This window comes from Nocardiopsis oceani (assembly GCF_054777395.1).
The window spans coordinates 1-25,617 of record NZ_BAAHAR010000003.1 but is presented as its reverse complement, the minus strand read 5'-3'; the positions used below and the strand labels follow the sequence as shown (position 1 = coordinate 25,617).

The following is a 25,617-nucleotide window of genomic DNA, read 5'->3' as shown; positions in this document are numbered from 1 at the left end:
TCTGGCAGGGTCAGAGGTGACACCAGAGGGGGAGGACCATGAAACCGGAGCAGTTCATCGACGCGGCCCTGTGGTTCCCGGAGGCGGAGGAGAGCGAGCCCTTCGGCCCCGGCGCCCTCGTATACAAGGTCGCGCGGCAGAAGATGTTCGGCCTGCTCACCGGTGGCGCCGACGGCGGCCCCGCGACGGTGAACCTCAAGTGCGACCCGGAACTGGCACTGGAACTGCGCCACCAGTTCCCCGCGGTCACCCCCGGCTGGCACATGAACAAGCGGCACTGGAACTCTGTGTTGCTGGACGGCACCGTTCCCGGAGACGAGCTCGTAGAGATGCTCAGGCACTCCTACGTCCTGGTCGCGCGCAGCCTGCGCCGGGCGGACCGGGACCGGGTGCTCGCCGTCCTGGGGGAGCAGACCCCGGAGATCGGCGCCGAGGCCTGAGAAAGGACGCAGGTACCCATGTCCACCACAACCAAGCCGACCCCTCCTCAGCAGGCCGTGGTCCAAGGGGTCCTGGAACGCCTCACCTATGCCAACGAGGAGACCGGCTACACCGTGGCCAAGGTCGACACCGGGCGGGGCGGCGACCTGCTCACGGTGGTGGGCTCCCTCCTGGGTGTCCAGCCGGGCGAGGCGCTGCGGCTGCGCGGCCGCTGGGGCTCCCACCCCCAGTACGGCCGACAGTTCCACGTGGACGACTACACGACCGTGCTGCCCGCCACGGTCCAGGGCATCCGCCGCTACCTCGGCTCCGGGCTGATCAAGGGGATCGGGCCGAAGATGGCCGAGCGGATCGTCGAGCACTTCGGTACCGAGGCCCTGGAGGTCATCGAAGAGGAGGCCGAACGCCTCATCGAGGTCCCCGGACTGGGCCCCAAACGCACCAAGCTCATCGCTGACGCCTGGGAGGAACAGAAGGCCATCAAGGAGGTCATGGTCTTCCTCCAGGGCGTGGAGGTCACCACATCGCTGGCGGTGCGCATCTACAAGAAGTACGGTGACGCCTCGATCGAGGTGGTCCAGAAGGAGCCCTACCGGCTGGCCTCGGACGTGTGGGGGATCGGCTTCAAGACCGCCGACACCATCGCCCAAGCGGTCGGCATCCCGCACGACAGTCCACAGCGGGTCATGGCCGGTATCCAGTTCACCCTGTCGGAGTCCAGCAACGACGGGCACTGCTACCTCCCCGAGGAACGGCTCATCTCCGCAGCCGTGAAGATCCTCCAGGTGGAGTCGGGGCTGGTCATCGAGTGCATCGCTGAACTCGTGGCCGAGGAGGGCGTCGCACGGGAGACCGTCCCCGGTCCCGAAGGGGAACCCGTCCGCGCCGTCTACCTGCTCCCCTTCCACCGTGCCGAGCTGGGTCTGGCCTCCGGACTGCGCTCACTGCTCGAGACCCCGGAGGAACGCCTGCCCGCCTTCGCCGACGTCGACTGGTCCCTGGCGTTGGAGTGGCTCAACCGGCGCACCGGTGCCTCTCTCGCCGAGGCCCAGCAGCGAGCGGTGCGTGAGGCCCTCGCCCAGAAGGTGTGCGTGCTCACCGGCGGCCCGGGCTGCGGTAAGTCCTTCACGGTCTCCTCCATCGTCACCATGGCGATGGCCAAGGACGCCAAGATCATCCTGGCCGCCCCGACCGGGCGCGCGGCCAAGCGCCTCACCGAACTCACCGGCTTCGAGGCCTCCACGGTGCACCGCCTCCTCGAGCTGCGTCCGGGCGGGGACGCCTCGCACGACCGGGACAACCCTCTGGACTGCGATCTCCTCGTGGTCGACGAGGCCTCCATGCTGGACCTGATCCTCGCCAACAAGCTGGTCAAAGCCGTCCCGCCCGGGGCCCACCTGCTGTTCGTCGGTGACGTCGACCAGCTTCCGTCGGTGGGGGCGGGGCAGGTCCTGCGCGACCTGTTGGAGGAGGGCTCGCCCATCCCCAACGTGCGCCTGACCCACGTGTTTCGCCAGGCCCAGCAGTCCGGCGTGGTCACCAACGCGCACCGGGTCAACCAGGGGGAGCCGCCTCACCTCCAGGGGATGTCCGACTTCTTCCTGTTCCCCTGCGACGATGCCGAGGACGCCGCCCAGATGACCGTCGACGTGGTCGCCCGGCGCATCCCCCGCCGCTTCGGCCTCGACCCGCGCCGCGACGTGCAGGTGCTGACCCCGATGAAGGGCGGGCCCGCCGGGGCGACCAACCTCAACTCCGCCCTCCAGACAGCCGTGACCCCGCCGGCGGAGCACATCCAGGAGCGCAGGTTCGGCGGGCGGGTCTTCCGGGTGGGCGACAAGGTCACCCAGATCCGCAACAACTACGAGAAGGGGGAGAGCGGGGTCTTCAACGGCACGCTCGGCGTGGTCACCGGGATCGACTCCGTCGCCCAGGAAGTGTCGGTGCGTACCGACGAGGACGAGGAGATCGGCTACGACTTCGCCGAACTCGACGAACTCACCCACGCCTACGCCATCACGGTGCACCGCTCGCAGGGCAGCGAGTACCCGGCGGTGGTCGTCCCCGTCACCACGTCCGCCTGGATGATGCTGCAGCGCAACCTGCTCTACACCGCGATCACCCGGGCAAAGAAGATGGTCGTTCTGGTCGGATCCCGACGTGCCCTGGCCCAGGCGGTCCGCAACGCCTCCTCCGGCCGGAGGCACACCGGGCTCGCCCACCGTTTGCGCCGCCCCCTGGCCGAACGTCACGAATCCCTCGTCTGATCGTCACCATGCGCACGAAAAGCCCGATTCGGCCCACGAAAAGTACGGAGACGTTCGCGGATTCCGCCCCACGGGCCGTCCCTTGTGCATAGGCTCTCGTTCAGTCACCTTGCTTCCCTCGCGAGAATCTTCCCAAGGGAGGTTTTCCGTTCCGTGCTCGGTACGCCCAGGTGACAGCGGGACCAATCAGGATGCTGGCGCTCTTTCACCCCCCGGAGAGCGGCGGCAGCCCGGGTGCCGGCCGGATCGGACCGGCACCCGGGGCCATCGATAGCCCTGGGTAGCGCGGCGGTCCGGTCCCGAGTCGCAAGGGCACACTCGGCAGGCCCTAGGCTGTTATCTCGTGCGACAGACTCTGATAGTGGTGGGTGCCGCGATCATTCGGGACGGATGCGTCCTGGCCGCCCAGCGCGCCCAACCCCAGGCCCAGCGCGGCCGGTGGGAGTTCCCCGGCGGAAAGGCCGAGCCGGGGGAGGCCCCGGCCGAAGCGCTCGTCCGCGAGTGCCGGGAGGAACTGGGCGTCACCGTCCGGGCCCTGGAACCGATCGGGGACGACGTTCCACTACCGGAGGTCGCGGCACGGCGCTCCCGGCCGGTCGTCCTGCGGCTGCTGGGGGCGGAACTCCTGGAGGGTGAACCACGCCCCCTGGAACACCTGGCGCTGCGCTGGGTGGATTCCGGGGGTCTGGGCGAACTCGACTGGATGCCCGCTGACGTCCCCTTCCTGGGGCCGCTCACCACACTGCTCGGAGCGCACACCAGCACCGCTTGAGGCGTGCTTTCAGGGACACGGGACACCGGCTTTCCGGGCACTTCGGAGTGATGAAGTTAACCGGGGTGACCTGTACGTTTCCCAACCAGACCACTATGACCGCATAAACTGGCAACGGGCCGTGGCACTCTGCGGTCTCTACCCAGTACAGGAGATCGAGACTTTCCCATGTCCAGCGCTACGCCCGTCGAGGGCTCCGCCCGCCGCAGCGACCTGCGCAACGTCGCCATCGTGGCTCACGTCGACCACGGCAAGACGACCCTCGTTGACGCCATGCTCTGGCAGTCCGGAGTGTTCCGGGAGAACCAAGACGTCGACGAACGTGTGATGGACTCCAACGACTTGGAGCGCGAGAAGGGCATCACCATTCTCGCGAAGAACACGGCGGTCCACTACACCACGCCCGAGGGCGACGACGTCGTCATCAACATCATCGACACCCCCGGCCACGCCGACTTCGGTGGTGAGGTCGAACGCGGCCTTTCGATGGTCGACGGTGTCGTCCTGCTCGTCGACGCCAGCGAGGGCCCGCTCCCGCAGACCCGCTTCGTGCTCCGCAAGGCCCTCCAGGCCAAGCTCCCCGTCATCCTCGTCATCAACAAGGTCGACCGGCCCGACAGCCGGATCGCCGAGGTCGTGGACGACACCTACGAGCTTTTCATGGACCTGGACGCCGACGAGTCGCAGATCGAGTTCCCGATCGTCTACACGTGCGCCCGGGACGGCAAGGCCTCCCTGGAGCGCCCCGAAAACGGTGCTGTGCCCGAGAACGACAACCTCGTTCCGCTGTTCAGCACCATCCTGGACACCGTCCCGGCCCCCGAGTACGTCCCCAACGGTTCCCTGCAGGCCCACGTCACCAACCTCGACGCTTCCCCGTTCCTCGGCCGTCTGGCGCTGGTCCGCGTCCAGCAGGGCGAGCTCCGCAAGGGGCAGCAGGTCGCGTGGATGCGCACCGACGGCAGCATCCAGCAGGTCAAGATCACCGAACTCCTCATGACCGAGGGGCTGGAGCGCAAGCCCGCCGAGGTGGCCGGACCCGGTGACATCGCGGCCATCGCCGGCATCGAGGACATCATGATCGGCGAGACCCTCGCCGACCCCGAGAACCCGGTCGCGCTGCCGCTCATCACGGTCGACGAGCCCGCCATCTCCATGACCGTCGGTACCAACAGCTCGCCGCTGGTCGGCAAGGTCAAGGGCGCCAAGGTCACGGCCCGCCTGGTCAAGGACCGCCTGGAGCGGGAGCTCATCGGCAACGTCTCCCTGCGCGTGCTGCCCACCGAGCGCCCGGACACCTGGGAGGTGCAGGGCCGCGGCGAGCTGGCGCTGGCCATCCTGGTCGAGCAGATGCGTCGCGAGGGCTACGAGCTGACCGTCGGCAAGCCGCAGGTGGTCACGCGGATCATCGACGGCAAGGTGCACGAGCCGGTCGAGCGCCTCACCGTGGACGCGCCCGAGGACTACATGGGCGCCATCACCCAGGTGCTCAGTGTCCGCAAGGGCCGCATGGAGAACATGGTCAACCACGGCACCGGCTGGGTGCGGATGGACTGGCTGGTGCCCTCCCGCGGCCTCATCGGTTTCCGCACCGAGTTCCTCACCGAGACCCGGGGTACCGGTATCGCCCACCACGTGTTCGAGAAGTTCGAGCCGTGGTTCGGTGACCTGCGCACCCGCCAGAACGGTTCCCTGGTCGCCGACCGCGCCGGTGTGGCCGTCGCGTTCGCGATGTTCAACTTGCAGGAGCGCGGCACGCTGTTCGTCGAGCCGACCACCGAGGTGTACGAGGGCATGATCGTCGGCGAGAACTCCCGCTCCGACGACATGGACATCAACATCACCAAGGAGAAGAAGCTCACCAACATGCGTTCGGCCACCGGCGACGAGCTGGTCCGCCTGGTGCCGCCGCGCAAGCTCTCCCTTGAGCAGGCCCTGGAGTTCTGCCGCGAGGACGAGTGCGTCGAGGTGACGCCCGAGAACATCCGCATCCGCAAGGTCATCCTGGACCTGAAAGAGCGCGGCCGGATCGCGGCGAACAAGAAGCGCCAGAAGCAGTAGCCAACGGCGGCAGGCGGTCCAGGAGGGGCCGGGTCCCTCCAGGACGCCCCGGGGTGGGCGGAGCACGATCGTGCTCCGCCCACCCCGCGTTTTCGCCGAACACCTCTCGGGTACACCCCAAGAACATGAAACCCGAGCCCTCGTGTCCACGTTGTGGGCGCTCCGTGCAACCTCCGGGGTTGTGGACGAGCGCTTGGCAGTGTGACGCCCACGGACCTGTGGCGCCCCTCCAGGGGGTTCGCGCCCCGGGGTCCGCCTCGCTCGAAGCCCTCCTGCCGCAGGCCAGGGTTCCCGTGTGGATCCCCTGGCCGCTGCCGACGGGCTGGGTGGTCACCGGTTTCGCCGACGTCGGCGACGAACGCAGCGGAGCCCTGGCCACGGCCGTGGCCCTGTCCGGTCCGAACCCGCTCGGCGGGGTCGGCGAGGTCGTCATCGTCGCGGAGGACCCGGGCATCGGCCTCGGCGCACGCCTCGCCGGACTGGCGGGCCCCGACCCCGGTGCGGGGTTCGACTCCGGGCCGCCCGACGCCAAAGTGCGGTTCGACGGGCACGAGGTGGCGCTGTGGAACCTGGACGTCGGGCGTGACCGCGCAGGCTACGCCGGAGAGGCGCTCGCGCACTGGCTCTGGTTCGTCTTCGCCTCCGCCGACACCGGCATGCTCATGTGCGAGGTGAACTCACTGCGGGACCTGCGCGACATCAGGGACGGCGGTGTCGCCCTCGAACCGCCGTACGGGGCACTCAGCCCGTTCCTCGACCGGGTCCTCGCACCCGCGGACGCATCGGGCTGACTTGGCGGGTCCGGGCTGCCCATACCGCTCGGGTCCGGCTCGACTTGCGTACAATCGCCCGGTGACACGTATCGACCTGCACTCCCACAGCTCGGTCTCCGACGGCACCGATGCCCCAGCCGAGGTCATCGAGTACGCGGTCGCCGCCGGACTCGACGTACTCGCACTGACCGACCACGACACCGTCGGGGGGATCGAGGAGGCCGCCAGACACCTCCCTCCCCACTTCACTCTTGTTCCCGGGATGGAGCTGTCCTGCGCCTACCAGGGGTCCAGCGTCCACCTGGTCTGCTACCTGTTCGATCCGGACTCCCCGGGGCTCGACGCGGAACTGCGCAGGGTCCGCTCCGACCGTGCCTCCCGCGCCGAGGAGATGGTGCGCAAACTCCAGGAGCACGGCGTCGACGTGACCTGGGAGCGCGTGCTTCAGATCGCCGGGGCCGGTCGGGACGAGTACGCCGACGCCAACACCATCGGCCGCCCCCACCTGGCGCGCGCCGTCGTGGAGGCGGGAGCGGCCAAGGACGTACAGGACGCCTTCGACCGCTGGATCGGTTCCGGCGGACCGGCCTACGCGGCGCGGTACGCGATCGACCCGGTCCGCGCCGTGAAACTGGTGCGGGCGGCAGGCGGCGTGTGTTCGTTGGCGCATCCGGGACGTGCTGAGGGCGCCACCAACGGTGCCGTCCCCGTGGAGCTGGCCGAAAGCATGGCCGAGGCCGGTCTCGGCGGGATCGAGGCCGACCACCCCTCGCACAACCGGCCCCAGCGCAAGTTCTGGCGCGGGGTCGCCGCTGAGCTGGGAGTGGTGGTGACCGGGTCCAGCGACGACCACGGCGCCCTCACCGGCCACCGGCTGGGCTGCCGGACAACGTCCCCGGACGCCTTCGACGAGCTCGTGGCGCCCGCCACGGGTGCCCCTCTGCTCAAGGGGTGAGAGGTCCCCAGACTCCTTGAGGTTCGGTACGGTACGGACCACTGCGCGCGGACGCGACAATGGTCGCAGCGTTTTACCACCCATACCTGGACGAAAGGTCTGACGACGTGTTCTGGAAGCGGAAGTCGAAGAAGCAGGACGGCCAGGAGGCCACCGATTCCGCTGCGGAGGTCGCGGACGGTACGGAGGAGACCGGGACCGACGAGGCCGAGACCGAGACCGCGGCCGAGGACTCCGGCGCCAAGGGCACGGAGTCCGCAGAGGACGCCGAGAAGGCCGCCGAAGCCAGCGAGGGCGAGGCCTCCGACGACGCCGAGGAGAAGGCCGACGCAGACTCCGCGAAGGCTGATACGGAGGACGAGGACGACGAGGTCGAGGAAGTCGGTGTCTCCGGCCCCGACGCCGACGGCATCACTCGCGTGCGCACCGCCGGAACCTTCGAGTTCGACGGCGAGAAGCACGACATCATCAGCAACACGTGGATCGTCGAGGCGGACAAGGACGGCGTCGTGGTGATCGACCCCGCCCACGACGCCGAGGCGATCATGAAGGCCGTCGGCGACCGCGAGGTCTACCTCGTGGCCTGCACCAACGCGTACAGCCCGCACATCGAGGCGGCGCTCACCATCGCCGAGGAGGCCGAGGCCGACATCGCCCTGCACCCCCGTGAGATGCGCGCCTGGCGCCGTATCCACGGCGCGGAGCACCGCCCCGAGATCGAGGTGGAGGGCGAGGGCGCCCTGGACATCGGTGACCTGCACGTCGACATCCTGGCCCTGCCCGGCACCGCCACCGGCACCATCGGCTACTACATCAGCCAGCTCGGCGTCGTCTTCAGCGGTGACACCCTGCGCAAGGGTGAGCCCGGCATGGTCGGCAACACCTACCTCGACTACACGACCCAGCTCGCCTCCATCGGCGAGAACCTGCTGTCCCTGCCGCCGACCACCCGCGTGCTTCCCGACCGCGGCCCCTCCACCACGGTGGAGGCCGAAGGGCGCAACTTCGACTCCTGGGTCTGAGCCGAGCCCCGGAACCACGCGCATCCGTGCCGTCGCCCCGCAAAGGGCGGCGGCACGCGGTGCTTGAGGTCCAGGGTGTGTCCGCCGAGATCGGAACTAGCGCCTGCCGACCGACTCGGTCTCGTTCCAGAAGGCGGTCAGCGCACTCGAGGTGGTCTCCGGCGCCTCCACATTGGGGGAGTGGCCCGCGCCTGGCACGACCAACCGCTTGGCGTTGAGTCGCTCGGCCATGTCGTCCTGGTCCGCCAGCGGCCAGGCGTCGTCGTTCTCCCCGTAGAGCACCAGCTTGGGAAGGTCCACCGCGGCCAGGTCGGCGACCCGGTCCGTGGTGCCCAGGAGGTCTTCGGCCATGCGGATGAGGCCCACGGCACTGCTGGAGAGGAACCGCTCGCGGAGGAAGTCGACGACCTCGGGCCGATGCGAACGCTGCCGGGCTTCGGGCTCGAAGTGTTCGTCCCACAGCTCACGGAGCCGCTCGGCGGTGGGGGACATCGAGATCCCGGCGACGAGGTTGCGGGTCCGCGCCGCGCGCGCACCGCTCAACGGCCCGGGGCCGGAGCACATCAGGGTGAGGGAGGCCAGCGGCGACTTATCGCTCAGCGCCGCCTCACGGGAGACCAGCCCGCCGAAGGAGTGCCCCACCAGGTGGACGGGGCCGCCGGTGCCGACCAGGTCCAGAACTTCGGAGACGACGCCTCCCAGAGAGGAGAGGCGGTAGTCCGGAAGTTCCACTCCGGGCGGCAGGGTGAGTGTTTCGGGGCCCGGCGAACCATAGGTGCCGGGCAGGTCGATCGCGACCACCTCCCGCCCGGCCTGGGCCAGGCTCTGAAGGAGGGCGATGAAGTCCTCCTTGCTGCCGGTGAAACCGTGCACCAGGACAGCAGGGGCCAACTCCGTGCCGCCGGACGTGGGCCGGGCCCGAAGTGCGGCAACCGGACCGTACGACAATCGCAGATCCGTGCGCCGCACACCCGGCGGCAGTTCGAGGAATTCAGGTGTACTCACGTCGGGCCACCCTAGGCCATCTTCGGCGAACTCGCCCTTGGGCGTCTTCGGCCTACTGGTCCGGAGGACCCGACGGGTGTCACGTGTTCTCGGGGTCCCGGCGCACACCGCCACGGGTGCGGCGACGGCGTCGGATCTTGCGGGCGCCCTCTCCGTCGGAGGACTTCTCGGCCCCGTCCGCCGGGCGTTCGGAGGACTTCACCGCGGCCTTGTCCGCGGAACCCTCGGACTTGGCGGTGCTCTCACCGCCGCGGGTCCGCTTGCGGGAACGGTCGCGGCCGTTGCCACCGCGTCGACCGCCCCGCTCACCGCGCTCCTTGCGGTCACCGCGGCCTCGTCGGCCACCGGCGGTGCCGACGCGCTGCTGGCCGGTGTCGCCGATGTCCTCGACCTCTTCGGCTTCCAGCCCGGCGTGCTCGCCGCGCTTTTCCACCGCGAGCTTGCCCTTGGTCCCCTTGGGAATGCTCAGGGCCTCGAAGAAGTGCGGTGAGGTGGAGTAGGTCTCCTCGGGCTCGTGGCACCCCAGGTCGAGCGCGCCGTTGATCAGCTTCCAGCGCGGCATCTCCTGCCAGTCCACGAAGGTGATCGCGGTGCCCGTGCGCCCCGCGCGGCCGGTCCGGCCGATGCGGTGCGTGTAGGTCTTCTCGTCCTCGGGGGTCTCGTAGTTGACCACGTGGGTCACGTCGTCCACGTCGAGGCCGCGGGCGGCCACATCGGTGGCGACCAGGATGTTGATCTTGCCGTTGCGGAAGGCGCGCAGAGCCCGCTCGCGCTGGCTCTGCCCCAGGTCGCCGTGGACGGCGGCGGCCGCGAAACCACGGTTCTTGAGGTCGCCGGCCACGCGGTCGCAGGCGCGCTTGGTCTGGCAGAAGACCATGCTCTGGCCGTGCTCCTCGGACTGGAGGAGGCGGGCGAGCATCTCCGGCTTGTCCATCTGGTGGGTGCGGAAGGCGTGCTGCGAGATCAGGTTGGTGATGGTCGAGCCATCGATCTCGTCGTCGTCGCCGGCCCGGACGTGGGTGGGCTGCCGCAGGTAGTTCCTGGAGAGCGTGACGATCTCGCTCGGCATGGTCGCCGAGAACAGCATCACCTGGCGCTCGGTGGGGATCTTGGTGAGGATGCGCTCGATGTCGGGGAGGAAACCCAGGTCGAGCATCTTGTCGGCCTCGTCCAGGACCACCGCGGTGATTCCGTCCAGGCGCAGGTGCTTCTGGTTCTCCAGGTCGAGGAGGCGGCCGGGGGTACCGACGACGACGTCGACGCCCTCCTTGAGGCCGTTGATCTGGGGCTCGTAGGAACGGCCGCCGTAGACGGTCAGGATGCGGCTGCCGCTGCGCTTGCTCGCGGTGGTCAGGTCCGCGGCCACCTGGATGGCCAGTTCGCGGGTCGGGACCACGACGAGGACGCGGGGCCGCTTGGACGTACCCGGGTTCGCCTGGGCCTCCTGGAGAAGAGGAAGCCCGAAGGCGAGGGTCTTGCCGGTACCGGTCCGGGCCTGACCGATGATGTCGTTTCCGGAAAGCGCGATCGGCAGGGCTAGTTCCTGGATCGGAAAGGGTTCGACGATCCCCTCCGCCTCGAGGGCGTCGGCGATCTCAGGGCTCACTCCGAGGCCACGAAACGTGGTTCGGGGTGTCGTTGTCTCATCTGTGCTGCTCAGGGCTCAAGCCTCCATCTGGGCGGGCCGCAGCGTTGTTCGTGGCCGCGGCAGGGTGCGGTCGCGGTCGGTTTCTGGCCGCCGCGGAGGGCGCGGCTCACCCGGCCTCCGCTTTGACGGGGGATCCCGGTGGCGCTGCCGACTGGATCCGTGCGGTCCGGGGGGTGCCCTGATCGCGATGTCTCGGATCCATCCGCTGGTTGTTGTGTGCGGTGCGTAGCTGGGCGCGTGGGCCGTTGCTCCCTCACGCCGCACTGCTCGTGAGGACACGTCATGGCGTCCGGATGGCATCTCCTGGCGCCCGCGTCCACGGCGCCGGAACACACTCGCGGAAGGGCCCGCGTCGCGGGGGCGCGGGACGCGGCGCTGGATAAGCACACGCCGGTCATCACGCTGAGTCTAGCTGTTGGTCCGCCTGGTGGACATAGCAGCCCACTCGGCTGTGGGCGGCGGAGACTTACCCGCTCCCGAGGCGTACAACCGCTCGTGAACTCCGTTTAGTCCAGGTTGGGGCCGGAAGGGCCTGGCGATACCCTGGCGGGCATGACCAATGGGCCCTCCGCCGACGTCGGCGTGATCGATCTGCTCGGACTGCTCGCCTATGCCGAGCTCGGTTCCTTCTTCCGCCTCGCCGACGACGCCGGACTGGCGCCCTCGCTGCGGACCAAGGGGCAGCTGGCCGGCCTGGCCGCCACCGAACAGAGCCACTACCAGGCACTTCGTGATCGTCTGGTGGAGCTCGGCGTCGATCCCGAAGAGGCGATGGCACCCTTCGTTACGCCGCTGGACGCCTGGCACGAGCGCACCGAGCCGCAGAGCTGGTTGGAGAGCCTGGTCAAGACTTATGTCGGTGACGGCATCGCGGGTGACTTCTATCGCAAGGTCGGTGAGTTGGCCGACGAGGACACGCGTTCGCTCGTCGTGGCCGTGCTCGCCGAGACCAGCCGGGCCGAATTCGTCGCCGGCCAGGTGCGTGCCGCCCTGGACGAGGACCCCAAGCTGGCCGGTCGGCTGTCCCTGTGGGCGCGACGCCTGGTCGGTGAGGCGCTGAGCCAGGCCCAGGCGGTGGCGGTGGAGCGGCCCCAGCTGGCCGCGCTTCTCGCCCGGGACACGCAGGCGAGGCCCGACGAGGGTGCGGGCGATTCGGGGCTTGGCGACCTCGCCGCGGTCAGCCGCATGTTCGCCTCGCTCACGGAGGGCCACGCGGCCCGCCTGACCGCTATGGGGCTGGCCGAGTAGGGTCGGATCCGTCCCTTTGGGGAGGCTCTGGACTCCTAGGGGTGCTTGACCGTCCCTTTGTCCCGCTTGGTCAAGGACGGGTAATTTCCAACACATTCGTTACGATCCATTGGTCGGGTCCACATAGAGTCGATGGAGTTCCCCGTCTCCTGACCACGCGAGTAGGTACTTCCATGCCCCGTGGGACCTCCGTGCGCCACCCGCTGGCCGGACTCACCCGTGACTTCCACAAGATCGGCCCCCTCGACGGTCCGGTCGAACCCTGGATGGGCGCTGAACTGGACCAGCACGCCGCACAGGTGTGCGAAGCCATCGTCTCCGGCGGCGCCGAGCTCACCGCGAACAGCCTCGGAACTTACCTCCACGGCTTCCTCGACGGCTGCCTCGAGCGGGGCTGGGACTCCGAGGACGCGGACTACGACTGGGAGACCCTTCGTATTCTCTCGATCTGCCGCTTGGCGAAGGACCGTGGTTTCGTCCGCTAGGTTGGTGACGTCCGCAGGCGGGTGTGATCTACGACGCGAGCCTCCTCGCGCTCATCGCCCCACCGGTTCTCCCGCGAAAAGCCGTTACTGGGCGTAGGCTGAAACGTACCGGTGACTCCACAGCGGCCTACCCCGGCCCGGCTCGCCTTGGTGGAACCAGGGCCCTGCGGAATGCAACGTGGGATTCGCGGTGTTGTCAGGTCTCAGGCGGATCCCGGTCACCGTGACAGGCGGAGCGGACGGATGATCCGCGAGAAAGGAATGCGAATGAGGAGCGGTCGGCACGGGGCGGCGCGCCCACCGGTCGGCGTCCTGATCCATCAGGATCGCGTCGACTTCGCGCTTTTCGCACTGATCTTCGTCGTCGCACTCGCGTCGATGGTGTTCACCGGGCCCGGAAGCATTGTCTTCTGGTTGGCTTTCCTCCCGATGATCGCCACCGTCGTGCTCGGCTTTCGACGCGTCGAACACCTCGCGCGGCTGGAAGCGCGCGACTCGGAGTTTCTGTGACGGGATGTCGCAGAGGCGATACACGACGAGGGCGAGGCCGCACGGCCCCGCCCTCTCTTCTTGCTCCGTCTGCTCCGTTCCCGCCTCCGGGGACTCGCGCCTCAAGGCGCTGACGTCGCCTGAGGCGGCCCGTCAGCGGCCGCTCGGCTACGAGGTGGCCCCGCCGCCTCGGCCGCGCTGTCCCGGCAGGCTGGAGGCCTCCTCCTTGGCTCCCTGGTCGGTTGCGCGCTCTTCCTTGGCCTCGGTGCCCGGACGACTCATGGCTGCGTCCCGGCCGGCCTGGTAGCTGCTCTCGTCACCGATCCGGCCGGTCTCGCGTTCGGCCACCTCAAGCCAGTGCGACCAGCGGGACTGCATCGGCTTGATCAGACCACCGCCGACACCGACGACCAGGATGCCGCCCACCGTGGCCAGCGCCGCGATCAGCACCGGCATGGTGACGCTCATGGCCACGCCCATCTGGTTCAGCGCCGCGATGGCACCAAGGGCCAGGATGGCCACGGCGGCCACGTTGGCCAGGAAGCGTCCGTAGGACAGTCCGCCCAGAGCCCCCGTGATGAGATCCCGGACGGCCTTGGCGATCATGGCCGCCACGACGACGATCACGAGCGCCACGATGCCGTGTGGAATCCAGGCGATGACATCGGAGAGCAGCGTGCTGACCGGGTTCGGTCCGAAGACGTTGAACGCGAACGTCAGCACGAACAACAGTCCGACGTAGTAGATGATCTTCCCGCACAGCTCACTGGCTCCCCAGCGGCCGCGCTCGAAGTACTCGCCCACACCACCGCGGTGCAGTGCGCGGTCCAGTCCGACGCTGTGCAGGCCCTTGCCGACCGCCTTGCCCACGAACCAGGCGATGATCCAGCCCAGAACCAGGATCACCAGGAAGCCGAGCAGTAGCGGCGCGAACCCCACGATCGACTGCCAGGCGTCCATCAGGCCCTGACCGATGTCCATACGTCTTCACCCCCGAATCGCTAGTTCCGCCATGTGCGCCGGTGAACGGCGACGAGCGGATACGGCGAAGAGAAGCGCGGTACTTCTCAGTTTCGCACTACCCGGAGAATGGATTTCGAACCTCTTGGCGCCCGGCGGCTGCGGTAATTGCCGAATATTTGAGAAATAATTGACTCGGCGTGGTGTAGTTTGTTGGCATTAGTCGAGATAATTCGCGGTTCACTGCTGGGGAGAGGGAAAGGGAAAGTAAAACCCCCGGCGGCGCTCTCGCGCCACCGGGGGCCGTGTTCGCGGGGAGATCCGGTCTCCCGCGGTGTCAGTCCTCGGACTCGGCCTCATCGGCCGCCCGAGTGAGGTCCCAGCCGGCGAGCCCGCGCCAAGCCAGCCTGGCCACCAGCTGCTCGGCCGCCTGCTGGGGCACCGAGCCGTGGTTGTTCAGCCAGTACCTGGCGCTGGTCTCGGCCATACCGACCAGGGCGATGCTCAGCAGGTGCGACTCCTCGTCGGAGATGCTGGTGTCCTGGCTGATCACCTTGCCGATCAGCTCGGCGCAGCGCTGGAACGTCTGCTCGCTCTTCTCCCGTACGGCGGGCAGGTTGCGCAGGTCGGACTCGAAGACCAACCGGAACGCCTCACCGTCGCCCGCGACGAAGTCGAAGTACGCCTGGAAACTGGCGGCGACCCGCTGGCGGTTGTCGTCGGTGCTCTCCAAAGCCTCGCGCTGTTTCTCGACCAGGGCCTCGGAGTGTTCCTCCAAGAGAGCCAGGTAGAGCTCCAGCTTCCCGGGAAAGTGCTGGTACAGGACCGGTTTGCTGACACCCGCGCGGTCCGCGATCTCATCCATCGCCGCAGCGTGGTACCCGCGGGCGACGAAAACCTCCTGAGCTGCGGCCAGGAGTTGGCGGCGGCGCCTGACCCGGGGCAAACGGGTGCCCCGGGCGCGGGCGTCTGAAGGAGCTGTCACACCCACACCCTCCGAACTCGGCATGGCAGATGCACGCCATTCACCGGACATCTGCGTGGCTAACGCTGGCGGACGCTGTGGCTCTGGGGCGCGCCCGCAGCTTTTTTCCCATCTTACTCCTGCGTAAGTTCGGTGTGGGCAGCATGACGCGAACGCTGGTCCCCGAAGGCCGTGGCCGAAAACCTGCCGCGCAGGTGGGAAGGGGCAGGGAACGGGTGCCGAAGGGCCGAATTCACACGGCCCGCGTTCACACCGCGCGGTGCTCAGCGGCGCTCGTCGTCGTCCGAGCCGACCTCGCGTGCCTGCTCGATGACGTCCGCCTCGCTGGCCTGGTCGAACACGTCCGCGGAGGCCTCGTCCGCCCAGTCCTCACGGCCGTCGTCGCTCGCCGCGGTGCGCTGTTCGGCCGCGTCCGCCTCGGGGACGGCAGTGGCCGGGTCCTCGTCCTGCGGGCCGGTGCGCCGACTGTCCGCACTGTGATCGGAAGATGCCACGGGGTCCTCCCTAGCGTTGTCGCGGAACGTATGAGCGAGACTACCGTTCATTGGAGTGTCAGTGACTCTCAATGATTCGCCCGTTACTGGGCGAAAGTCCCCGCCTGACCCGGGCCCCAACCCGGTGCGGGGTAGACGCTTCCCAGCCACCCGCCGGGACAATCCCGGTCTCACGGTCGGCTCCACGTCCGTTTTCCGTCTCCGAGCCACTCCCGGCGACGTGCCGCTCCACCAGAGCAGCCAGGTTGCGTGCGGAGTTCAGATCCCGGTCCAGGACCAAACCGCACTCGGCACACACAAAGGTGCGCTCGGACAGGGCGAGCTTGGCTTTCACCGCGCCGCAGCCCGAACACGTCTTGGAGGAGGCGAACCACCGGTCCGCGACCACCAGGGTGCCGCCCCGCCAGATGGAACCCGGAACAGCTCACACCCCCCGGGTCACACCCCCGGGGTGTTCCAGCGGCCGGGAACCCGTGCGGAATGAACACGCGGGCCACCGTGGTTGAGGAGGTCAGGGTGGCCCGGCAAAGCGATACGGGTCATGCCTCCCCGGGGTGGGAATGGAAAACCCCACCCGTTAGGTTGGGTATAAGTGAAAGCAGCTTCGCGCGACGCCACAGCCCCCTCGCGGGTGGACGCGAAGCGACCCGAACATTCATGAGGAGTCACCGTGTCGCTGCCGCCGCTGGTCGAACCAGCCGCCGAGCTGACCGTGGACGAGGTGCGCCGCTACTCGCGTCACCTGATCATCCCCGACGTGGGCATGGTCGGCCAGAAGCGCCTCAAGAACGCCAAGGTGCTGGTCGTTGGCGCGGGCGGTCTCGGTTCCCCGGCCCTGCTCTACCTCGCCGCCGCGGGTGTGGGAACGCTCGGCATCATCGACTTCGACGTCGTCGACGAGTCGAACCTCCAGCGCCAGATCATCCACGGCCAGAGTGACGTCGACCGGCCCAAGGCCGAGTCCGCCCGGGACAGCATCAAGGAGGTGAACCCCAACACGGAGGTGATCCTGCACCTGGAGCGCCTCGAGTCGGACAACGCGTTGGAGATCCTCGCCGACTACGACCTGATCCTGGACGGCACCGACAACTTCGCGACCCGTTACCTGGTCAACGACGCGGCCGTCATCCTGAACAAGCCCTACGTGTGGGGTTCGATCTACCGCTTCGACGGCCAGGTCAGCGTCTTCTGGAACGAGTACGGACCGCAGTACCGCGACCTCTACCCCGAGCCCCCGCCGCCCGGAATGGTCCCCTCCTGCGCCGAGGGCGGCGTCCTGGGCGTGCTGTGCGCTTCGGTCGGTTCGGTGATGGTCAACGAGGCCATCAAGTTGATCACCGGTATCGGTGACCCGCTGGTCGGCCGCCTCCTCATCTTCGACGCCCTCGAGATGTCCTGGCGCGAGGTCAAGGTCCGCAAGGACCCGGACACCGAGCCGGTCACCGAGCTCATCGACTACGAGGCCTTCTGCGGCGCCGTGTCCGAGGAGGCCACCGAGGCCGCCTCGGACTCGACCATCACGGCCCCGGAGCTCAAGGAGCTCCTGGACAAGAAGGCCGACGAGGTCTTCCTCGTCGACGTCCGCGAGAAGAACGAGTACGAGATCGTCAACATCCCCGGGGCGACGCTCATCCCCAAGGGTGAGTTCCTCAACGGCAAGGCCTTCGAGCAGCTGCCGCAGGACAAGCGCGTCATCCTGCACTGCAAGTCGGGTGTGCGTTCGGCCGAGGCCCTGGCCGCGGTCAAGGACGCCGGGTTCTCCGACGCCGTCCACGTGGGCGGCGGCGTCCTGGCCTGGGTCAACCAGGTCGACCCGGAGCTGCCCACCTACTAGGGGCGGTACGGCTGCCCGCCCGAGCGGGCATGGTTGGACCTTCCGGACGGCGTCGGGTTTCCCGGCGCCGTCCGTCGTTTCCTCCTGGACGCTTTCCGCGCTGACCCCCTACCTGCGGCTCGAAGTGGGTAGATGTCCTCCACGGGACGCTGCGCCGACCACCGGCGCGCGTTCCCGCCGCAAGGAGGTGGCGTTATGCGTGAGAAGGGACGCTGGGCGGACTGGGTCGCGGTCGCACTCGGGCTCGCCGTGGGGTTCAGCTGGATCTGGCACGGGATGCTCGGCTTCTCCGGAGGAGCCTTCTTCATCCTCGGGTTGGTGGCCATCCTCGCCGCCGGGATCTCACTGACCCGCCCGGGGGCGGTGTCGAGCGAGGTCGGGGTCTTCGCCGTGGGAGCGCTGATCTTCGCGCTGCCGTGGCTCCTGGGTTTCACCCACATCTTCGAGGCCGCACTGTCCGCGTGGGTCGGCGGCGGTGCCATCGCCCTGCTGGGCCTGGTCGGGTTGGCCATGGCCAACCAGGCCCGGAAACGCGATCCCGAGTCGGCATGGACCACCCACAGCATGGGGGTGTCCTCGCGGACTCCCTGACGGTCTGCCCGTCAACCGGGTCACCGGAGCCGTCCCCGCCACGGGGACGGCTCCGTCGTCTCCGGTGGCTAGGCTGCGCTGTATGCCTGAGGAGCCCCACGCATACGAGTCCGTCGACGACTACACAGAGGAGGTCCTCTCCGTGGTGGAGCGGATCCCGCCGGGCCGGGTGATGAGCTACGGGGACATCGCCGAGTACGTGGGCCGCGGCGGGCCGCGGCAGGTAGGCGCGGTCATGTCCCGCTGGGGCGGTGCGGTTCCTTGGTGGCGGGTGGTGCGCGCGGACGGCCGCCCCGCAGAGGGGCACCTCGTCCGTGCCCGATCCCACTACGCGTCCGAGGGCACCCCGATGCGCCCGCGCAGTGACCGTGTGGACATGCGTGAAGCCCGATGGGACGGGGAAGCGGAGGCTGAAGAGCAGTCCGTCCCCTCCTCTAACGTCCGGTGACGTCCGGGATAGTCATCCACCTCTGGTGAACTGGTGGCGTGAACACATCCCCGTACCGCCTTGTGCGGCGCGCCCACCAGGTGCAGCCGCCACCGGTGCTGGACGAGAACCAGCAGCGCGTGGTCGACCACCCGGGCGGGCCGCTCCTCGTGCTGGCGGGCCCCGGGACCGGCAAGACCACCACCATCGTCGAGGCCGTCGTCGACCGCATCGAGAACCGGGGCGTCGACCCCTCGCGCGTCCTGGTGCTCACCTTCAGCCGAAAGGCCGCCCAGGAACTGCGCGAGCGGATCACCGCCCGCCTGCGGCGCACCACCCGCGAGCCCCTCGCGCTGACCTTCCACAGCTACGCGTACGCCCTCATCCGGCGCGAGTTCCAACGCATGGGCGACCTGCCGCCCCGGCTGCTCTCCGGCCCCGAACAGCTCATGGAGGTGCGCGAACTGCTGTCCTGGGAGTTCCAGGACGGCGCGCACGGGTGGCCCGAACGGTTGCGCCCGGCGCTGGAGACCCGCGGCTTCGCCGAGGAGCTGCGCGACTTCCTCATGCGGGCCCAGGAACGCGGGCTCGGCCCCGAACAGCTGGCTGAACTGGGCCATGAGCGCGGCCGCGACGACTGGACCGCCGCCGCGGGGTTCCTCGCCCGCATGAACGGCCGCTTCGACATCGCTCCGGTCCCCACACTCAACTACGCCGAGCTGGTGCGCGTGGCCTCGAACATGCTCGCCGACCCCGAGACGCAGGAACGCGAGCGGGCAGCCCACGAGGTGGTGTTCGTGGACGAGTACCAGGACACCGACCCGGCCCAGGAGGAACTCCTGCGCGCCCTGGCCGGGGACGGCCGCGACCTCGTCGCGGTCGGCGACCCCGACCAGTCCATCTACGCCTTCCGTGGCGCCGAGGTCCACAACATCCTCGACTTCCCCAACCGCTTCCCCACGGTCGAGCGCGCCGACGCACCGGTCGTGGCCCTGCGTACCTGCCGCCGCAGCGGCTCGGCCCTGCTCGCGGCCTCGCGCGGCCTCACCCGCCGCCTGCCCGCCGTCTCCTCCGCGAGCGGCCAGGTCAACGCCCACCGCGACCTCGCCCCGGCCGAAGGCGTCCCCGAGGGTGAGGTGCACGTCCTGATGGCTGAGAGCGCCACCCAGGAGGCCGCGGTCATCGCGGACACCCTGCGCCGCGCCCACCTGGTCGACGGTGTCCCGTGGTCGGACATGGCGGTTCTGGTGCGCTCCTCCAGCCGCCAGCTCCCCGTTCTTCGGAGAGCTCTCACCGCGGCCTCGGTGCCGGTGGTCGTGGGCTCGGACGACCTCCCGGTCGCCGCCGAACCCATCGTCCGCCCCCTGCTGGGGCTCGTGCGCTACGGCCTGCACCCCGAGAACCTGGACGACGACTCCGCGCGCGAGCTCCTCATGAGCCCGTTCGGTGAGGCCGACACCGTCCGGCTGCGCCGCCTGGTACGTGCCCTGCGCCGCTTGGACCTGGACCGTGCCGGCGACGCGGAGGAAGGGGGGGACCCGGGTTACCGCCCCTCCGCCCGGCTCTTGGTGGACGCGCTGCGCGACCCGCGCGAGCTCACCCTGGTCGACCCGGCGGTCGCCGCGCCCGCGAACCGGGTGGCCAAGGCCCTGCGGACCGTGCGCGACCTCACCGCGAAGGGCGCCGACGCGGAGCAGGTGCTGTGGGAGCTGTGGCGCGACAGCGGCCTCGCCGACCGCCTCCTGCGCGCCAGCCAGGCCGGGGGCCGCCGCGGAGCCGCGGCCGACCGCGACCTTGACGCCGTCGTGGCCCTGTTCGAGAGTGCCGCCCGCTACTGCGACCGCCTGCCGCCCGGCAGCCCCGGCGGTTTCCTCGATGACCTGGCGGCCCAGGAGATCCCCGGTGACAGCCTCGCTGAACGCGCCCCCGAAGGCGAGGCGGTGCGGATCCTCACCGCGCACCGATCCAAGGGACTGGAATGGGGACTGGTGGTGGTCGCCGGGGTCCAGGAAGGCGAGTGGCCCGACCTGCGCTTGCGCGGTTCCCTGCTCGGGGTCGAGGAGCTCGTCGACGCCCGGAGCCACTCGGCGGACACCTTCGGTGCCGCTCTGGCCTCCAAGCTCCTGGACGAGGAGCGCCGGCTCTTCTACGTGGCCCTCACCCGGGCCCGCCGCACCCTCTACGTCACCTGTGTGGGGGGTGACGACACCGACGAGCGCCCTTCCCGGTTCCTCAACGAGACGGGCGCGGGCGCACCGGAACCGATCAGTACCGGTCGCCGCTGGCTCTCCTTGCCGGCACTCGTCGCCGACCTGCGCTCGGTGGTCACCGACCCTGACGCGCCCGAGCCGCTTCTCGACGCGGCCGCGGCCCACCTGGCGCGCCTCGCGCAGGAAGGTGTCCGGGGCGCCGACCCCGCCGAGTGGTACGCGCTCACACCCTTCACCGATGCTCGACCGCTCTCCGACGAAGAGGACACCATCCGAGTGTCGCCCTCGCAGGTGGAGAGCTTCACCAACTGCGAGCTCCGCTGGCTGTTGGAGCGTGCCGCCGGTGCCTCCTCCGGGGACTCCGCCTCAGCGCTGGGCACCGTGGTGCACGCCGTGGCGGTCCTGGTGGCTCAGGGCAGTACCGCCGGTGAAATCGAGACACGGATGGACGAGATCTGGGCCGACCTGGACTTCGGCGGTCCCTGGCAGTCCAACAAACAGCGCGACCGCGCCGACGAGATGGTCCGCAAACTCCTGGACTGGGACACCGCCAACGAGCGCGAGCTGGTCGTCACCGAGGAGGGATTCAAGGTGGATGTCGGCGGCATCGAGATCACCGGCCGCGTCGACCGCCTCGAACGCGACGACCAGGGCCGTGCCGTGGTGGTGGACATCAAGACCGGCGGCATGAAGGCCGACGACCTGGGCCGCCACCCCCAGCTGGGCGTCTACCAGATGGCCGTGCTCAAGGGTGCCTTCGCCAAGCTCGGCCTGGCCGATCCCGGCGGCGCCGAACTCGTCCAGGTCGGTAAGGCGTCACTCAGCAAGAAGGCGCGCGAACAGGTCCAGCCCCCGTTGGGCGAGGACCCCGATCCCGAGTGGGCGCAGACCCTCGTGCGCGAGGTCGCCACCGGTATGGCCGGAGCCCGGTTCGCCGCCACCCGCAACACCGGATGCAACTCGTGCGCGGTACGCGCATGCTGCCCGGTCCAGGACGAGGGCCGACATGTCTGAACCCACCCACCAAACACCGGGGAACCGCGGGCCGCGCCTCAGCCCCGCTGAGCTCGCCCGCCTCCTCAAACGGCCCGAACCCACGTCGGAGCAGGCCCAGGTCATCTCCGCGCCGCTGGAACCCGGCGTGGTCATCGCCGGGGCCGGTTCGGGAAAGAGCGAGACCATGGCCTCCCGCGTGGTCTGGCTGGTCGCCAACGGGCACGTCCGGCCCGAGCAGGTCCTCGGCCTGACCTTCACCCGCAAGGCCACCGCGGAGCTCGCCGAACGCGTCCGAAAGCGCCTGGAGCAGCTGCGCGAGACCGAGCTGTTCCCCGAGGAGCTGCTGGACGGCGAACCCACCGTCTCCACTTACAACGCCTACGCCGGACGCATCGTCGCCGACCACGCCCTGCGTGAAGCGGTCGAGCCCACCTCGCGGCTGCTCAGCGAAGGCCAGTCCTGGCAGCTGGCCGCACGCATCGTCGGTGAGTACGACGGCCCGATGGAGCACGTCAACGTCGGTGCGGACACCGTCACCCGGAGGATCTTGGACCTGTCCGGGCAGATCGCCGACCACCTCAGCAGTACCGACGAGGTGCGCGGTATCGGCAAGTGGATCCAAGGCGAGCTGGACCGGATGACCCGCAAACCCACCAAGGAGACCAGGGACCTGGTCGAGACCCAGCGGCGCAGGGAGGAGTTCCTCCCGCTGATCGACCGGTACAACCACGCCAAGCACATGCGTGAGGCGATGGACTTCGGCGATCAGATGGCGTTGGCCGCCCGTATCGCCCAGCGGCACCCCGAGGCCAGCCTGATCGAGCGCGGCCGCTTCCGCGTGGTGCTTCTGGACGAGTACCAGGACACCAGCCACGCGCAGCTGGAGCTGCTCCGGCACCTGTTCGGTGACGGGCACCCCGTCACCGCCGTCGGCGACCCCTGCCAGTCCATCTACGGGTGGCGCGGCGCGATCGCCGCCAACCTCACCGGCTTCCCCACGGATTTCCCGGTCGCGCCGGGACGGCCCGCCCCGGTCCGTCGGCTGTCCATCAGCTTCCGCAACGGCCAGCGCGTCCTCGACGTCGCCGAACGGATCTCCGAGCCGCTGCGCGCCGAGGCTACCGACGTGCCCGTCCTGCACCCCGGGCCCTCCCGGCGGGGCAGGGGCACCGCGCTGGCCGCACTGTTCCCCACGGAGACCGAGGAGGCGGCGTGGATCGCCGACCAGGTCCGGCGCCTGGTCCGGGCCGCCGCCGACGACCCCGGGGGGCCGGTGTTCGCCCCCGACTTCCAAGCCTGGCCCGAAGGCGAGTCCGGCGGAGCCTCCGACGGCGCGGTTAGCCCGGGTGACATCGCGATCCTGTGCCGAAAGCGCTCCCAGTTCCCGCCGCTGCGGGAGGCCCTGGAAGCGCTCGACATTCCCGTGGAGGTCGTGGGGCTGGGCGGGCTCATGCTCGTCCCCGAGGTCCGCGACATCATCGCCACCTTGCGCGTGGTGCACGACGCCTCGGCGGGGAACGAGCTGGCGCGCCTGCTCACCGGGCCGCGATGGCGGATGGGTCCGAGGGACCTGGCGGCCCTTGGATCCCGGGCCAGCGAACTCGCCCGGCACACCCGCCGCGACCTCACCGGCCCCGCACCCGAAGAGGCCCCGGAGGCCGCCGACGACCTCCTGCGCCGGACCGTCCTCGACCTGACCGCCGAGAGCGGCAGTCTCGTGGACGCCGTCGACGATCCCGGCCCGGCCGAGAGCTACTCCGAGGCCGCCTATGAGCGCCTGGGCCGCCTCGCCGAGGAACTGCGGTCCCTGCGCAAGCTCGTCGGCCAGCCCCTGCCCGACCTCATCACCGAGATCGAGCGCATGCTGGGACTCGACATCGAGGTGGGCTCGCGCACCCACCGCGATCCACTGTCGGCCCGGGCCGACCTCGACGCCTTCGTCGACCACGCCGTCCGCTTCGTCGGAAACAGCGAGGATCCCAGCCTCGGGAGTTTCCTGGGCTACCTCAACGCCGCTGAGGAGAACGAGAGCGCGCTCAGCCCGGGAGAGCGGGTGGGCGGCTCCGACAGCGTCAAGCTCATGACCATGCACGGCGCCAAAGGGCTGGAGTGGCCGGTCGTCATCGTTCCCGGGGTCAGCGCGGGGAAGAAGGCGCCGCTGTTCCCGGCCAAGCCGCGGGACGCCCACGCCTGGGTGAAGGCCGACCACCTGCTGCCGTACCGGTTGCGCGGGGACCGCCGGAGCCTGCCCGAACTCAAGGGGGTCGACAAGGAGTCGATCGCCGGGTTCAGGGCGGCCGAGGACGCCCGCCACCTGATGGAGGAGCGCCGCTTGGCCTATGTCGCGGTCACGCGGGCCTCCTACGCGCTGGTCTGCACCGGCCACTGGTGGGGCCGGACCGGGACCACCCCGCGTGGACCGTCCGAGTTCCTGGAGGACGTCCGCGCGGCCTGCGACAACGGCGCCGGAACCGTCGTGCAGTGGGCCCCTGCGCCGGACCCGGAGGACACCAACCCGCACGATGAGGAGGAGTCCTCCGCTGTGTGGCCGCCCGCCGAGCTGCCCGCGGTGGAGTCCGGGGGGCGTCGTGAGAGCACCGATGGGATCCCTCCGGAAGCCGAGCCCGTTGAGGGGGACGAGCCCTATGCGGGGGCTGAGGCCGTTGAGGGGGCGGGGCCCTATGCGGGGGCGGAGCCGGACGGTCGCCGCGCCCAGATCCTCGCCGGGGCCGAGCGGGTCGAGCGTGCCCGGGCCCGGATCCGCGCCGGTGATTCAGCCGGGCCGACCACGCCGCCCGAGCGTCTACGCCGTCGTCTCCAAGGCTGGGAACGGGACACCGAACTGCTCCTCGCGCACCGCGAGCGCGCAGCGTCGGGGCCCGGGGAAGGCCCGATCCAGGTCGAGCTGCCGGACCACCTGTCGGTCTCGTCCATGGTGTGGCTGGCCCGTGATCCGTCCGCCCTGGCCCGCCAGATCCGACGGCCCCTGCCGAGACCGCCGGCGCCGCACACGCGCCGAGGCACGGCTTTCCATGCCTGGCTCGAACAGCGCTTCGGCCAGAACGCCGCGCTGCTCGACGAGCTGCCCGGGGCCGCCGACGACACGGCGGGGGAGGACGAGGACCTGACCGAGCTCCAGCGGATGTTCGAACAGAGCGAGTGGGGTGCCCTCGTACCGGTCGAGGTGGAGGTGCCTTTCGAGACGGTCATCGGGGACCGGCTGATCCGGGGGCGTATGGATGCTGTCTTCCACGACGGGGACACTGGGCGCTATGACGTCGTGGACTGGAAGACCGGTCGCCCGCCCGGAAACGGCGCCGAACGCCGCGCTGTGGGCGTGCAGCTCGCGGCCTACCGCCTGGCCTGGGCCGACCTCGCCGGGGTGCCGCTGGGGGAGGTCCGGGCCGCTTTCCACTACGTCAGGGCGGGGGAGACCGTGCGCCCGGCCGACCTGCTGGACGCCGAAGGGCTGGCCGCGCTGATCACCGGTGTTCCCGAACCGGACTGAGTCAGAGGAGAGGGGAGGGGGTGGGGGAGGGGAGACGGCAAGAGGGGGAAGAGGAGAACAAGGCGCTGTGGTCAGGGGGTGGTGCTCTGTGCTCTGTGCTCTGGGACCAGGCTCGGGACAGTTTGGGGCGTTCGGGGTTGCCTGCTCTGGTGGGGGTTCCTCCTTTGGGTTGGTATTGCCTCTCTGGGGTGGGGGTTGCCTTGGTGGCTTGGGGTGTCCTCCTTTCCCGCCGCCCGATTGTGGCCGTCTCCGCTGCGCGCCTCAAGGTCGTCGCCATCGAGCGCTTCGCGCGTCATTGGCGCTCCACCTTGACCCGCTTCGCTGCGACGGCGGGTTGGCGGCTATCGGGAAAGTTGTGTCCTGAACGTGAACCAGAGGAGGAAGTAGGAACTCTCTGCGGAAGCGGTGCTGCACGCAAAGATGAAGGATCTGGCCCTTCGGAGCCG

General features: G+C 69.5%; 21 protein-coding genes. 15 read left to right on the top strand and 6 right to left on the bottom strand.

The window, feature by feature from the left end:
- Window positions 1-38 precede the first annotated feature (38 nt).
- The 7 genes from ACYVDG_RS02090 (at window position 39) to ACYVDG_RS02060 (ending at window position 8,291) form a co-directional block, all read left to right on the top strand.
- Complete coding sequence (locus tag ACYVDG_RS02090) at window positions 39-440, top strand: MmcQ/YjbR family DNA-binding protein (RefSeq protein WP_460746307.1); 402 nt, start codon at window positions 39-41, stop codon at window positions 438-440.
- Window positions 441-458: 18 nt separating this feature from the next.
- A complete protein-coding gene (gene recD2, locus ACYVDG_RS02085; RefSeq protein WP_460746305.1) occupies window positions 459-2,708 on the top strand; it encodes an SF1B family DNA helicase RecD2 in 2,250 nt (749 codons plus the stop codon).
- Between the two features lie 343 nt (window positions 2,709-3,051).
- Window positions 3,052-3,480, top strand: coding sequence for a (deoxy)nucleoside triphosphate pyrophosphohydrolase (locus tag ACYVDG_RS02080; protein WP_460746301.1), 429 nt, complete (start codon window positions 3,052-3,054; stop codon window positions 3,478-3,480).
- A 168-nt stretch (window positions 3,481-3,648) separates the two neighbouring features.
- Window positions 3,649-5,541, top strand: coding sequence for a translational GTPase TypA (gene typA / locus ACYVDG_RS02075; RefSeq protein ID WP_460746298.1), 1,893 nt, complete (start codon window positions 3,649-3,651; stop codon window positions 5,539-5,541).
- A 125-nt stretch (window positions 5,542-5,666) separates the two neighbouring features.
- Entirely contained in the window at window positions 5,667-6,332 is a 666-nt protein-coding gene (locus ACYVDG_RS02070) for a DUF6758 family protein (protein ID WP_460746296.1), read from the top strand.
- 61 nt (window positions 6,333-6,393) lie between these two features.
- Window positions 6,394-7,269, top strand: coding sequence for a PHP domain-containing protein (locus ACYVDG_RS02065; protein ID WP_460746293.1), 876 nt, complete (start codon window positions 6,394-6,396; stop codon window positions 7,267-7,269).
- A gap of 107 nt (window positions 7,270-7,376) precedes the next feature.
- Entirely contained in the window at window positions 7,377-8,291 is a 915-nt protein-coding gene (locus ACYVDG_RS02060) for an MBL fold metallo-hydrolase (protein WP_460746291.1), read from the top strand.
- Between the two features lie 96 nt (window positions 8,292-8,387).
- On the opposite strand, the gene ACYVDG_RS02055 is transcribed toward ACYVDG_RS02060, so the two are convergent.
- Together ACYVDG_RS02055 and ACYVDG_RS02050 are read right to left on the bottom strand one after the other, a co-directional pair.
- Window positions 8,388-9,296 carry an alpha/beta fold hydrolase gene (locus ACYVDG_RS02055; RefSeq protein ID WP_460746289.1) on the bottom strand — a complete coding sequence of 303 codons (909 nt, stop codon included), beginning with the start codon at window positions 9,294-9,296 and terminating at the stop codon, window positions 8,388-8,390.
- 79 nt (window positions 9,297-9,375) lie between these two features.
- Window positions 9,376-10,902: a DEAD/DEAH box helicase gene (locus tag ACYVDG_RS02050; protein WP_460746288.1), complete on the bottom strand. Its 1,527-nt coding sequence runs from the start codon at window positions 10,900-10,902 to the stop codon at window positions 9,376-9,378.
- Between the two features lie 594 nt (window positions 10,903-11,496).
- On the opposite strand from ACYVDG_RS02050, the gene ACYVDG_RS02045 reads away from it, so the two are divergent.
- From ACYVDG_RS02045 to ACYVDG_RS02035, 3 genes are all read left to right on the top strand, one after another.
- Window positions 11,497-12,192 carry a ferritin-like fold-containing protein gene (locus ACYVDG_RS02045; protein WP_460746285.1) on the top strand — a complete coding sequence of 232 codons (696 nt, stop codon included), beginning with the start codon at window positions 11,497-11,499 and terminating at the stop codon, window positions 12,190-12,192.
- 173 nt (window positions 12,193-12,365) lie between these two features.
- The gene (locus ACYVDG_RS02040) at window positions 12,366-12,677 is read left to right on the top strand and encodes a DUF6401 family natural product biosynthesis protein (protein ID WP_460746282.1); all 312 of its coding nucleotides are present in this window, start codon (window positions 12,366-12,368) and stop codon (window positions 12,675-12,677) included.
- A 267-nt stretch (window positions 12,678-12,944) separates the two neighbouring features.
- On the top strand, window positions 12,945-13,187 hold the full coding sequence (locus ACYVDG_RS02035) for a hypothetical protein (RefSeq protein ID WP_460746638.1): 243 nt from the start codon (window positions 12,945-12,947) through the stop codon (window positions 13,185-13,187).
- 147 nt (window positions 13,188-13,334) lie between these two features.
- Here the strand turns inward: ACYVDG_RS02035 and ACYVDG_RS02030 are convergent, their stop codons facing one another.
- From ACYVDG_RS02030 to ACYVDG_RS02015, 4 genes are all read right to left on the bottom strand, one after another.
- Window positions 13,335-14,147, bottom strand: coding sequence for a mechanosensitive ion channel family protein (locus tag ACYVDG_RS02030; protein WP_460746280.1), 813 nt, complete (start codon window positions 14,145-14,147; stop codon window positions 13,335-13,337).
- A 316-nt stretch (window positions 14,148-14,463) separates the two neighbouring features.
- Window positions 14,464-15,111: a TetR/AcrR family transcriptional regulator gene (locus tag ACYVDG_RS02025; RefSeq protein WP_460746278.1), complete on the bottom strand. Its 648-nt coding sequence runs from the start codon at window positions 15,109-15,111 to the stop codon at window positions 14,464-14,466.
- A 263-nt stretch (window positions 15,112-15,374) separates the two neighbouring features.
- Window positions 15,375-15,605 (bottom strand): hypothetical protein, encoded by a 231-nt coding sequence (locus ACYVDG_RS02020; RefSeq protein ID WP_460746276.1) that lies wholly within the window; start codon window positions 15,603-15,605, stop codon window positions 15,375-15,377.
- A 58-nt stretch (window positions 15,606-15,663) separates the two neighbouring features.
- Window positions 15,664-15,993: a zinc ribbon domain-containing protein gene (locus ACYVDG_RS02015; RefSeq protein ID WP_460746275.1), complete on the bottom strand. Its 330-nt coding sequence runs from the start codon at window positions 15,991-15,993 to the stop codon at window positions 15,664-15,666.
- Between the two features lie 282 nt (window positions 15,994-16,275).
- Here ACYVDG_RS02015 and moeZ point away from each other — a divergent pair, with 282 nt between their 5' ends.
- From moeZ to ACYVDG_RS01990, 5 genes are all read left to right on the top strand, one after another.
- A complete protein-coding gene (gene moeZ / locus ACYVDG_RS02010; protein ID WP_460746272.1) occupies window positions 16,276-17,439 on the top strand; it encodes an adenylyltransferase/sulfurtransferase MoeZ in 1,164 nt (387 codons plus the stop codon).
- A gap of 195 nt (window positions 17,440-17,634) precedes the next feature.
- The gene (locus ACYVDG_RS02005) at window positions 17,635-18,030 is read left to right on the top strand and encodes an SPW repeat domain-containing protein (protein WP_460746271.1); all 396 of its coding nucleotides are present in this window, start codon (window positions 17,635-17,637) and stop codon (window positions 18,028-18,030) included.
- An 82-nt stretch (window positions 18,031-18,112) separates the two neighbouring features.
- Window positions 18,113-18,478, top strand: coding sequence for an MGMT family protein (locus ACYVDG_RS02000; RefSeq protein WP_460746269.1), 366 nt, complete (start codon window positions 18,113-18,115; stop codon window positions 18,476-18,478).
- A gap of 62 nt (window positions 18,479-18,540) precedes the next feature.
- Window positions 18,541-21,681 carry an ATP-dependent helicase gene (locus ACYVDG_RS01995; RefSeq protein WP_460746635.1) on the top strand — a complete coding sequence of 1,047 codons (3,141 nt, stop codon included), beginning with the start codon at window positions 18,541-18,543 and terminating at the stop codon, window positions 21,679-21,681.
- Window positions 21,674-25,171, top strand: coding sequence for an ATP-dependent helicase (locus tag ACYVDG_RS01990; RefSeq protein ID WP_460746267.1), 3,498 nt, complete (start codon window positions 21,674-21,676; stop codon window positions 25,169-25,171). Before ACYVDG_RS01995 ends, ACYVDG_RS01990 begins: the two co-directional genes overlap by 8 nt.
- The last annotated feature ends 446 nt before the right edge of the window (window positions 25,172-25,617 follow it).

Coding starts and splice junctions, on each gene's coding strand:
- ACYVDG_RS02040 (WP_460746282.1), top strand. CDS start 12,366: ATGCCCCGTGGGACCTCCGTGCGCCACCCGCTGGCCGGACTCACCCGT.
- ACYVDG_RS02030 (WP_460746280.1), bottom strand. CDS start 14,147: ATGGACATCGGTCAGGGCCTGATGGACGCCTGGCAGTCGATCGTGGGG.
- ACYVDG_RS02005 (WP_460746271.1), top strand. CDS start 17,635: ATGCGTGAGAAGGGACGCTGGGCGGACTGGGTCGCGGTCGCACTCGGG.
- ACYVDG_RS02045 (WP_460746285.1), top strand. CDS start 11,497: ATGACCAATGGGCCCTCCGCCGACGTCGGCGTGATCGATCTGCTCGGA.
- ACYVDG_RS02000 (WP_460746269.1), top strand. CDS start 18,113: ATGCCTGAGGAGCCCCACGCATACGAGTCCGTCGACGACTACACAGAG.
- ACYVDG_RS01990 (WP_460746267.1), top strand. CDS start 21,674: ATGTCTGAACCCACCCACCAAACACCGGGGAACCGCGGGCCGCGCCTC.
- ACYVDG_RS02035 (WP_460746638.1), top strand. CDS start 12,945: ATGAGGAGCGGTCGGCACGGGGCGGCGCGCCCACCGGTCGGCGTCCTG.
- ACYVDG_RS02070 (WP_460746296.1), top strand. CDS start 5,667: ATGAAACCCGAGCCCTCGTGTCCACGTTGTGGGCGCTCCGTGCAACCT.
- recD2 (WP_460746305.1), top strand. CDS start 459: ATGTCCACCACAACCAAGCCGACCCCTCCTCAGCAGGCCGTGGTCCAA.
- ACYVDG_RS02090 (WP_460746307.1), top strand. CDS start 39: ATGAAACCGGAGCAGTTCATCGACGCGGCCCTGTGGTTCCCGGAGGCG.
- typA (WP_460746298.1), top strand. CDS start 3,649: ATGTCCAGCGCTACGCCCGTCGAGGGCTCCGCCCGCCGCAGCGACCTG.